The organism is Rhodoferax sp. (assembly GCF_037143375.1).
GTDB lineage: Bacteria > Pseudomonadota > Gammaproteobacteria > Burkholderiales > Burkholderiaceae_C > Rhodoferax.
This window is the reverse complement of the sequence record NZ_JBAWYV010000125.1, coordinates 1-9306: the sequence shown is the minus strand read 5'-3', so window position 1 is coordinate 9306 and position 9306 is coordinate 1. Positions and strand designations below refer to the sequence as shown.

Genomic DNA, 9306 nt, shown 5'->3' with positions numbered 1-9306 from the left:
CCAAAAAAAATGCGCCCAACCGGGCGCACCATGCAAAAGGGCGGTATTACCGCCCTTTTTTATTAACCACCCTTTTTGCAACGCTTGCCGGGGTTTTTCTTGTTGTTGGTGGCAGCGCCACGTTCCAGACTGCGCAATTGACCGTGAGGGGCGGTGTAGCAAACGCCTCTTGGTGCTGCAGGGCGGGGGGTGGCGAGGCGGTCTGCTTCGGTACGAATGTTCTTGGCCATGAAATAACTCCAATTAATTTTAGAAAACCCAGCGATTATCTCAGCACTTGGGCATCCCTCCGCGGTGAACGGGCTCCGCCGCTGGTGCCAGCGATAAAAAACGGCAATTAGTTACTGGGAAGTGGCGGCGGGAGCAGTTTGTTTTTCAGCATCAGCCCCAACGTTCTGATGCTCAGAAACGCAATCAGCGCCGAGGCACCGCCCAATGCCACGCCGCCCACCATCGGAGGCCAGTCACCCCGACGGACGATTTCTATGATGACAGTGGCGAGTGAGGCCAGGGGGAACGAGAACGACCAGAAACCAATGGAAAACGGCAGATGCCCCCACCATTTGTAGCGCGCCAGAACCGTTACCACCGGTCCGGCGGCGATGCCCAGTCCAATGATCAGAACATCGCCCGGTAGTTGCGGCCACAAAGTGGCGACGGCCAAGGTGGCAATGGATGCGGGCGCCAATTCCAGCCCAATCGTGGGCCGCAAGGCTTCGGGCAGGGCGCCCTCAAACAGGCGGTTCAGCACGCGCACCTCCAGCAAGGCCCAACTCACCAAACCCATGCCGAACAGCAGCGCTGCCCAACCCGGATACCCCAGCGTGCTCAAGGCCATGCTGCCGACGAGACCACCCGCCAGCGGCGGCACATACAAAGCGGGAGAGACCGCCGAAGCCGGAAAGCTGCCATTGGAGAGTGACGCCACCACGCGAACGGCAATCACGCCTTGCAGCGTCAGGGTCAGCAAGGTAAACAGGAGCCAGCCGCTGTGATTGGGCTCACCAAAGAAGATGGTGCAGAGCAGCAGTGACAAGGGTATCAGCCCCATCATGGAGCCCATCAGCGGGTGCGTGAATTCAGCGGCAATGATGCGCGGATGGCGCAAACACTTTAGGGCGAAAAGCAGCAACAACACCGCCAGCATCAGTACGCCGATACTGGCAAGGGCATTGGCCACCGGCAGCGCCAGCGTCCAGCCAAAACCCTGTGTGCGGCGCCATGTCCCGGCCAGCGCCAAAAACCCCACCGGCACGGCAAAAAGGCCGACGGGAAAACGGTTGACCCAAGGCAACAACGTCATGGCTTAAAACCAGAATTTATGACAAATCCTGCTCGGCTTCGCCAGCGCCTGCTGGCCGTGCGGTGCGATGGCCGGTTTTGGCCAGCAGCTCCAGGTAAAACTGCTCGCCGCCCTCTTTGGCCACGGCGTCGATCAGTTCAGTGATGGTGGCGAAATGAATCACGACGGCGTTTTCTTCGGTGGTGCCGAACTTGCAGTCAAAGTCCCAGAAGTCGACGCCTTCCGGCAGCGGCACGCGGCGCTGGCGTTTGACGTATTTACGGATTTCGTGCTTGGTGGCTTCGAGCACACGGTCACGGTTTTTGCCTTCGATATTTAATTTGAACGTTTTTTTCACAATAACCTTTAGGAATTTGCGGGACTGATTCCCAAGCCCTCGATTATCGGCCGGTTCTGTCTGAACGCCAGAACGCTTAAAATCGATGCCTGCCCTCTCTGCCGGCCCCACCCAACCAAGCGCACTCTATGCCATTTTCTTCTCTGGGCCTGATCCCCTCCCTCCTGCGCGCCGTCAGCGCCAAAGCCTATCTGGCACCGACGCCGATCCAGGCGGCGGCCATTCCTGCGGCATTGCAGGGTCGTGACGTGCTGGGCTCGGCCCAAACCGGTTCCGGCAAGACGGCGGCTTTTGTGTTGCCCTTGCTACAGCAGCTCGACGCTACGGCGTTTGAAAGCCCAAGGCGCGTCTCCGCACTGATTTTGGTGCCGACCCGCGAACTCTGCGCCCAGGTTGGTGAAGAGATTCGCAAGCTGGCCGAGCACATGCCGCGCGCGGTGAAAGTCTCGATTGTGTTTGGTGGCGTCTCCATCAACCCGCAAATGATGCGTTTGCGCGGCGGCACCGACATCGTGGTCGCCACGCCTGGACGCTTGCTGGATTTGCTCGACAAAAATGCCCTCAGCATCGGCAGCGTCCAGACGCTGGTGCTGGACGAAGCCGACCGCCTGTTTGACCTCGGCTTTGCCGAAGAACTCGGGCGCATCCTGCGCTTGCTGCCAGAGCAGCGCCAAAACCTGTTTTTCTCGGCCACCTTTCCCCCTGCCGTGCAAGCGCTGGCGCATACCCTGCTGCGCGACCCGGTGCGGGTCGAGGTCATTCCCGCGCTTGAGAGCGTGCCGGACATCGTGCAGCGTGCCATTGCGGTCGATACCGGGCGGCGCACGCAGTTGCTGCGCCACCTGATGGCGGAGAACCGCTGGAGCCGGGTGCTGGTGTTTGTAGCGACCAAACATGCCGCCGAGATGATTGCCGACAAACTGCGCAAGGCCCGCATCAACGCCGAGCCATTTCATGGCGAGTTAAGCCAGGGCAAACGCACGCAGGTGCTGGCCGACTTCAAGGCCTCGCGTCTTAAAGTGATTATTGCCACCGACGTGGCGGCGCGCGGACTGGATATTGCGCAACTGCCGGTGGTGGTGAACTTTGATTTGCCGCGCTCGGCCGTGGACTACATCCACCGCATCGGGCGCACCGGGCGCGCGGGCGAAAGTGGCGTGGCGGTGAGTTTTGTCAGCGTGGACACCGAGGCGCATTTCCGTTTGATCGAGAAGCGCCAGGGCTTGAGTTTGCCGCTGGAAGTGGTTGCAGGCTTTGAGCCGGTGCACACCACGACGGTGGCCGAGTTGTCAGCCGCTGGCTCCCTCTTTGACACCTCCAACGGGGGCATCAAGGGCCATCGCCCGAGCAAGAAAGACAAGCTGCGGGCGGCTGCTGCCCAGGCTCAGTTCAACAAATAAGCGCCGCGCTGGTCGCGCATGTCTTGCGCGTCAATCTCGGCGTCAAAGGCAGCTCGGCTGTCCATGGCGGCTTTGGTCAACGGGATCAGGGGTTTGTCCAGAGGACGCAGTTTGTGGCGGCGCAGGCCGCGCAGTTGCTGCGAGCGTTCCATGGTTTGCAACACACGTTCTGGTTCCATCATCAGGCTGAAGGGGTTGAGAGCGGCAAGTGTGGTGTTAGTCATGAGGATTCTCCAGTGGGTTCATAGCACCTTGCGTAAACTTTGGTGCTTGAATGAACTGTATCTCTCCACCTCAAGAAATGAAGTCAGCAAACTGCTGCATTGTTTGTAGGTGTTTGCCTGACACAAATTACAAAAGTCGAACCCGCACGCTCTTGCCCTTGACCTTGCCCGCGTTAAGCTTGTTCATGGCCTCTTTGGCAATCTCGCGCTTCACCGCCACGAAGGTGGTGAACTCGGTCACATTGATCTTGCCGATTTGCTCGCGGCTGTAGCCCGCATCTGCTGTCAAGGCGCCCAGCACGTCGCCGGGGCGAATCTTCTCTTTGCGCCCCCCCAGAATTTGCAGCGTCACCATGGGTGGCAGCAGCGGGCCGTCGCCGGTGGGGAGCAATTCTTCGACCTTGTGCCAGACCGATTCGCGCTTCTGGTACTGCTCGATCTTGCCGACCGAACCCATCTCGTTCATACTGGCCAGGCTCAGCGCCAAACCGGACTCACCGGCGCGACCGGTGCGGCCAATGCGGTGAATGTGGATTTCAGCATCGGGCGTGATGTCGACGTTGATCACAGCCTCCAGCTGTGTGATGTCCAGCCCACGAGAGGCCACGTCGGTCGCGACCAGCACCGAGCAACTGCGGTTGGAGAACTGTGCCAGCACCTGGTCGCGCTCACGCTGCTCCAACTCGCCGTACAGCGCCAGCGCGCTAAAGCCCTGCTCCTGCAGCAAGGTGACGAGGTCTTTGCACTGCTGCTTGGTGTTGCAAAACGCCAGCGTGCTGACCGGGCGGAAGTGGTTCAGCAACTGCGCCACGGTGGCCAGCCGGGTGTGGCGGGTCACTTCGTAAAAGCGTTGCTCAATCAGGCTCTCGGTGTGCTGCGACTCAACCTTGACCTGCACCGGGTCACGCATGAATTGTTTGGCCAGTTTCTCGATGCCTTCGGGGTAAGTGGCCGAAAACAGCAGGGTTTGACGCTCTTTGGGGCACTGCTTGGTAACCGTGGCGATGTCGTCGAAAAAGCCCATGTCGAGCATGCGGTCGGCCTCGTCCAGCACCAGCGTGTTGAGAGCCTCCAGATTCAGATATTCGCGCTCCAGATGGTCCATGATGCGGCCCGGCGTACCCACCACAATGTGCGCGCCTTGCTCGAGCGAAGCGCGCTGGCCACGCAAGGCCACGCCACCACACAAGGTGACGACCTTGATGTTGTCGGTCGCCCGTGCCAGGCGGCGAATCTCGATCGTGACCTGATCGGCCAGTTCACGCGTGGGGCACAGCACCAGCGCCTGCACCGCAAAACGGCGCGGGTTCAGGTTGGTCAACAGGGCCAGGGCGAAGGCGGCGGTTTTGCCGCTGCCGGTCTTGGCCTGCGCAATCAGGTCTTTGCCAGCCAGTGCGGTCGGCAGAGCCGCCGCCTGAATCGGGGTCATTTCCAGATAGCCCAGTTGTTCCAGGTTGGCCAGGGTGGCAGGGTTCAAGGCCAGGCTTGCGAAACTGGTGTTGGAAGGGATGTTGGCGGCGGCGCTAGCCACCTTTTTTTCGATAGTACTCATGAGGTGATTATCGTTTGAGGTCCAATAGTGGGCATGGAACACCCAAACAACACCGACCAGCGCCTGATCGATCTGGAAATCAAGGCCAGTTTTACCGAAGACCTGCTGGACCAATTGAACGCCGTCATGGTGCGCCAGCAACAGCAGATCGACATGCTGATTCGGGAGATCGGCAACCTGCGCCAGTCCAGCACTGACGGGGGCATTGCCGCACCGCGTAACCTGCGAGATGACTTGCCGCCGCACTTTTAAGGTGCGGTTGAGATAAAAAATCTGCAAAAACTGTGCGAAATTACCCGGTTATTCGATTCTTTACACCTCGATAGGCTCTGATTTTTGGGGCTTCGTTGAATAATTGGCCATGCAAAAATCGCGACCAAAGCACACACAAGAATTCAAGCATGACCCGGTGAGTCAGCTGCTGACGGGAAGCTCAGGCTCCAAGTCAGCTAGCGCGCAAGCCATTTCCCCAAAAACGCTTGCCACCTGGGTCAAGCTGAACCAGCAAAATCCAAGTACGCCGGCAAATGACGCCAACCTCAGCCCGGACAAAGCCGAAATCGCCCGACTCCGGCGCGAACTGGCAGCCGTGAAGCTCGAAATGAGCCGTTTGATGGATGCAACGGCGCAATTCGTTCGTTTTTCAATTTAATTCAAGCGTAATAGCGCGCCACGAAGTCTTCAAAACTGCCTTGATCAGCGGCATCAAGTTGCTGGTGTTCGCGCAAAGACGCTTCCACGCTGGCTGCAAAACGGGCGCTGTCGGCGGCGTTTAGCGGCTGCGCACGCAAGCCGTCGGTGTGCTTTTTGGCCATCTTCAGGGCAAAGTTGCTAAATCCGCCCTCCTCCCGCGTAGCGCGCAACACTTGCGCCGAGGGCGTGCTGTCCGGGTCGTCAATGCGACGGCGCAGGCTTTGCAGCGTGGCGGCATATCGGCGACCCCCATAAGCGGCATCCAACATTTCGGCAAACGGCTCCATGTCATCAAACAACTCATGCGCCAGCGGGCGAAACGGCTGCTCGCGGTTGTGCACCAGAAGATGCAGGTCCGGCTGGCGACCCCGGTTGACGATACGGTTTTTGTTCTCGTCGTTTTCGCCTTGCTCGCGGGTGGTGATCGGTGGGCTATCGCGAAACAGGCACATCAACAGCAGCACGTCGGCAAAAGTATTTTGTTCTGGGGCAATGCCAATGTCGATGAACGGGTTCAGGTCAAACAGGCGCATCTCGACATATTCAACGCCATAGGTTTGCAGCGCCTTGGCCGGGCGCTCGCCCAGCTTGCCAATGCGCTTGGGGCGAATGCCGGCATAAAACTCATTCTCGATCTGCAGCAGGTTGGCGTTGAGTTGCTTCCAGTGGTCGCCGTCGCGCACGCCGATTTCTTCGTAAAACGGATCGGGTGTGCGGATGGCCTGTTCAAGTGCCTGGGTGTACTCGGTCAGCGAGTTAAAGCTGACGTGCAGTTGGGCCTGCGCCCGGTTCTGGTAGCCCATGTCGCTCATGCGCAAACTGGTGGCGTAGGGCCCATAAAGGGTACCCGGGGCCAGTTCCAGCAAGTCAGACTTGCGGCCCTGCAGGAACGAGTCGCAAATCGCCGGGGACGCGCCAAACAAATACGGAATGAGCCACCCAAAACGTAAAAAATTGCGGATCAAACCGAAATAACGTTCACTGACGAACGCCTCGGAGGGGCCTGTGCCCGCGCAGCAGCCCTGCAGCGCCTGCCAAAAATCGTCAGGCAAAGACCAGTTGTAGTGCGCCCCGGCAATGGTCTGCATGCGTCGGCCATAGCGCAGGCCCAAACCCTCGCGGTAGACGGTTTTGAAGCGCGCCGCGTTGGAGCTGCCATAGTCGGCGATCGGGATGTCCTTGTCGTCGCCCAGCACGCAGGGCATGGAGCCGGCCCAGATGAATTCGCCGTGCAGATGCTGGGCGCTGTAGCGGTGAATATCCCGCAAGAATTGAAGGGGAAATTCCGGGTCTTGCGAGGGTGGCGTGATGAATTCAAGCAGCGCTTCGGCGTAGTCGGTGGTGATCCAGGGGTGCGTCAGCTTGGACCCCAAATCGGCCGGGTGCGGCGTGGCTGCCAACCGACCTTGCGCGTCCACCCGCAAACATTCGCGCTCATAACCCCGGGCGATACCCTTCAAGACCTGGGCTTGCCCGCTGGTGGAAAACTGCCTGACCGCATCACAACAAGTGAACTTCAACATAGACTCTGATTCCTTAAACCTTGGCGGGACCGACCGCCGTGACACGCCGTGAACCAGCGCCAGCCCCAACACTTTGAAACGGCTGGCAGTATGGCAGTTTTTGAAGTCGCTCGCGAAAGGGCCAGACCATGGACAATGACGCCATGCCTTATTTACCTGCCTTCATCGCCCCCGCCCGCTTCACCGACCCGGCCGCCGCGCTGGCAAAGGCACGCGAGATTTACGACACCAACATCGCCCACCTGCGCGAGGCCATGCAGCGTTTTGTGGCTGGCGATACCCTGCCCGGCCATGTGCGCGCCTGCTACCCGTTTGTGAGGGTGCAGACCGACACCGTGGCGCGGATGAACTCTTTGCACAGCGCCCGTTTGAGCTACGGCTTCGTGGCGGGTCCGGGGCGTTTCGAGACCACGCTCACGCGGCCGGATTTGTATGCCCGCTACTACCTGGAGCAATTCACCCTGCTGCTTGAAAACCATGAGATTGAACTGGAAGTGGGGACCAGCTCACAGCCAATTCCAGTGCACTTCTCTTTCGCCGAAAACGACCACATTGAGGGCAGCTTGAGCGCCGAGCGCCGCCAGTTGATGCGCGATGTGTTTGATTTGCCCGACCTGGCTGCTATGGACGACGGCATTTCCAATGGCACCCATGTGCCGCGCCCGGGTGAGCCGCAGCCACTCTCCCTGTTCACGGCACCGCGCGTGGATTATTCGCTGCACCGACTGCGCCACTACACCGGCACCGCCCCTGAGCATTTTCAGAACTTTGTGCTATTCACCAACTACCAGTTTTACATTGACGAATTTGTGAGACTGGGCCATGAAGCCATGGCCAACCCCGACAGCGAGTACACCGCCTTTGTGGAGCCCGGCAACGTGGTGACGCGCCGGGTCGGTACTGTGGTGATGGCCGGCGACGAACTCGGCAAAGTGCCGCCCCGCTTACCGCAAATGCCCGGTTACCACCTGGTGCGCGCCGACAACAGCGGCATCAGCATGGTCAACATTGGTGTCGGTCCGGCCAATGCCAAGACCATCACCGACCACATCGCCGTGCTGCGCCCCCATGCCTGGATCATGCTGGGCCACTGTGCCGGTCTGCGCAACTCGCAGCAACTGGGTGACTATGTGCTGGCGCACGGCTATGTGCGCGAAGATCATGTATTGGACGAAGAGTTGCCGCTGTGGGTGCCGATCCCGGCGCTGGCCGAAATTCAGGTCGCGCTGGAAGCGGCGGTGTCCGATGTCACCCAGCTCAGAGGGCCGGAGCTCAAGCGCATCATGCGCACCGGCACCGTGGCCAGCACCGACAACCGCAATTGGGAACTGCTGCCCGACAACGGCCCGCAACGTCGCTTCAGCCAGAGCCGTGCCGTGGCGCTGGACATGGAAAGCGCCACTATCGCCGCCAACGGTTTTCGCTTTCGGGTGCCTTATGGCACTTTGCTTTGCGTAAGCGACAAGCCTTTGCACGGCGAGATCAAGCTGCCCGGCATGGCGAACCACTTTTACCGCGAACGGGTTGACCAGCATTTGCGCATCGGCATGCGGGCGATTGAACTGCTGCGTGAGCAAGGTATCGACCAATTACACAGCCGCAAGCTGAGAAGTTTTGCGGAAGTGGCGTTTCAGTAGTTTTGAGATAAACAAGGCGCTACGACATACACCCAGGTCATTGAGCGAGACGTCGCGGGTGCGATGCGTTCAACCTGGGTTCATCAACCCAGAAGTTTGACAAGTGTGGCACTGAAGGTGGGCCGACGCAGGCACAAAGCGAGGAAGTATTTGCTTCCGCGCTTGAAGATGTAAAGCACGATTTCAACCGCAATTGACCCGCCGCTAGGGGTCAGCGCCGTGCTCTTTTTCCAGGTATCCATGGCGTGGTTCATGCTCACATAGGCCAGGTTGTACCCGGGGGTTTCCTGTGAAAAAGGCAAGCCCGGTAACACGACACTGACGTCCTGCCCTACCAGTGATTCAGCCATCCGCCCCAGCAAATCAGCGGCGGCCAAGGTGCACTCGACGATGCAGCCGTTTATATCCATCACCAAGGCAGCGTTCGACTCTGAGGTTGGCATCAGGCCGGGGTCCTGCAAACTCTCATGCTCGTGAAGTAGGTGAGTCGTGAGAAAGTGGTCATGTGACGCTTCTTTTTGAGCTCTGATGTCCTTCTCTTTATTTTGAAATTGCAGTTCTTTGTTGGCGATGACCAACTCTGCCGCACGCTTGGCCCGCTCTGCATGTTGAAAGTTCATATCTTCGCTTGCGAAAG

Annotated in this window: 11 protein-coding genes; 4 read left to right on the top strand and 7 right to left on the bottom strand. The window is 59.3% G+C overall.

The features are described from left to right. Positions 1 to 62 precede the first annotated feature (62 nt). The 3 genes from WCG50_RS14995 to WCG50_RS14985 all read right to left on the bottom strand — a co-directional run bounded on the left by WCG50_RS14995 (position 63) and on the right by WCG50_RS14985 (position 1640). Entirely contained in the window at positions 63 to 230 is a 168-nt protein-coding gene (locus WCG50_RS14995) for a hypothetical protein (protein ID WP_336900409.1), read from the bottom strand. A gap of 107 nt (positions 231 to 337) precedes the next feature. After that, positions 338 to 1303, bottom strand: coding sequence for a hypothetical protein (locus WCG50_RS14990; protein WP_336900408.1), 966 nt, complete (start codon positions 1301 to 1303; stop codon positions 338 to 340). 16 nt (positions 1304 to 1319) lie between these two features. Further along, on the bottom strand, positions 1320 to 1640 hold the full coding sequence (locus WCG50_RS14985; protein WP_336900407.1) for a DUF6172 family protein: 321 nt from the start codon (positions 1638 to 1640) through the stop codon (positions 1320 to 1322). 128 nt (positions 1641 to 1768) lie between these two features. On the opposite strand from WCG50_RS14985, the gene WCG50_RS14980 reads away from it, so the two are divergent. Next, positions 1769 to 3040: a DEAD/DEAH box helicase gene (locus tag WCG50_RS14980; protein ID WP_336900406.1), complete on the top strand. Its 1272-nt coding sequence runs from the start codon at positions 1769 to 1771 to the stop codon at positions 3038 to 3040. On the opposite strand, the gene WCG50_RS14975 is transcribed toward WCG50_RS14980, so the two are convergent. Both WCG50_RS14975 and dbpA read right to left on the bottom strand, forming a co-directional pair. Continuing rightward, positions 3025 to 3264 (bottom strand): hypothetical protein, encoded by a 240-nt coding sequence (locus WCG50_RS14975; protein ID WP_336900405.1) that lies wholly within the window; start codon positions 3262 to 3264, stop codon positions 3025 to 3027. The genes WCG50_RS14980 and WCG50_RS14975 overlap by 16 nt on opposite strands. Positions 3265 to 3391: 127 nt before the next feature. Then, positions 3392 to 4816, bottom strand: coding sequence for an ATP-dependent RNA helicase DbpA (gene dbpA / locus WCG50_RS14970; protein WP_336900404.1), 1425 nt, complete (start codon positions 4814 to 4816; stop codon positions 3392 to 3394). A gap of 33 nt (positions 4817 to 4849) precedes the next feature. Here dbpA and WCG50_RS14965 point away from each other — a divergent pair, with 33 nt between their 5' ends. Further along, positions 4850 to 5068 (top strand): SlyX family protein, encoded by a 219-nt coding sequence (locus WCG50_RS14965; RefSeq protein WP_336900403.1) that lies wholly within the window; start codon positions 4850 to 4852, stop codon positions 5066 to 5068. Positions 5069 to 5177: 109 nt separating this feature from the next. After that, positions 5178 to 5468, top strand: coding sequence for a transposase (locus WCG50_RS14960; protein ID WP_336900402.1), 291 nt, complete (start codon positions 5178 to 5180; stop codon positions 5466 to 5468). Between the two features lies 1 nt (position 5469). Here the strand turns inward: WCG50_RS14960 and gshA are convergent, their stop codons facing one another. Beyond that, positions 5470 to 7032 carry a glutamate--cysteine ligase gene (gene gshA / locus WCG50_RS14955; RefSeq protein WP_336900401.1) on the bottom strand — a complete coding sequence of 521 codons (1563 nt, stop codon included), beginning with the start codon at positions 7030 to 7032 and terminating at the stop codon, positions 5470 to 5472. A gap of 143 nt (positions 7033 to 7175) precedes the next feature. On the opposite strand from gshA, the gene WCG50_RS14950 reads away from it, so the two are divergent. Further along, on the top strand, positions 7176 to 8669 hold the full coding sequence (locus tag WCG50_RS14950; protein WP_336900400.1) for an AMP nucleosidase: 1494 nt from the start codon (positions 7176 to 7178) through the stop codon (positions 8667 to 8669). A gap of 83 nt (positions 8670 to 8752) precedes the next feature. Here the strand turns inward: WCG50_RS14950 and WCG50_RS14945 are convergent. After that, a partial coding sequence (locus tag WCG50_RS14945) for a hypothetical protein (protein ID WP_336900399.1) occupies positions 8753 to 9306 on the bottom strand: 554 nt, incomplete at its 5' end.

Coding starts and splice junctions, on each gene's coding strand:
- gshA (WP_336900401.1), bottom strand. CDS start 7,032: ATGTTGAAGTTCACTTGTTGTGATGCGGTCAGGCAGTTTTCCACCAGC.
- WCG50_RS14980 (WP_336900406.1), top strand. CDS start 1,769: ATGCCATTTTCTTCTCTGGGCCTGATCCCCTCCCTCCTGCGCGCCGTC.
- WCG50_RS14995 (WP_336900409.1), bottom strand. CDS start 230: ATGGCCAAGAACATTCGTACCGAAGCAGACCGCCTCGCCACCCCCCGC.
- WCG50_RS14960 (WP_336900402.1), top strand. CDS start 5,178: ATGCAAAAATCGCGACCAAAGCACACACAAGAATTCAAGCATGACCCG.
- WCG50_RS14965 (WP_336900403.1), top strand. CDS start 4,850: ATGGAACACCCAAACAACACCGACCAGCGCCTGATCGATCTGGAAATC.
- dbpA (WP_336900404.1), bottom strand. CDS start 4,816: ATGAGTACTATCGAAAAAAAGGTGGCTAGCGCCGCCGCCAACATCCCT.
- WCG50_RS14990 (WP_336900408.1), bottom strand. CDS start 1,303: ATGACGTTGTTGCCTTGGGTCAACCGTTTTCCCGTCGGCCTTTTTGCC.
- WCG50_RS14975 (WP_336900405.1), bottom strand. CDS start 3,264: ATGACTAACACCACACTTGCCGCTCTCAACCCCTTCAGCCTGATGATG.
- WCG50_RS14950 (WP_336900400.1), top strand. CDS start 7,176: ATGCCTTATTTACCTGCCTTCATCGCCCCCGCCCGCTTCACCGACCCG.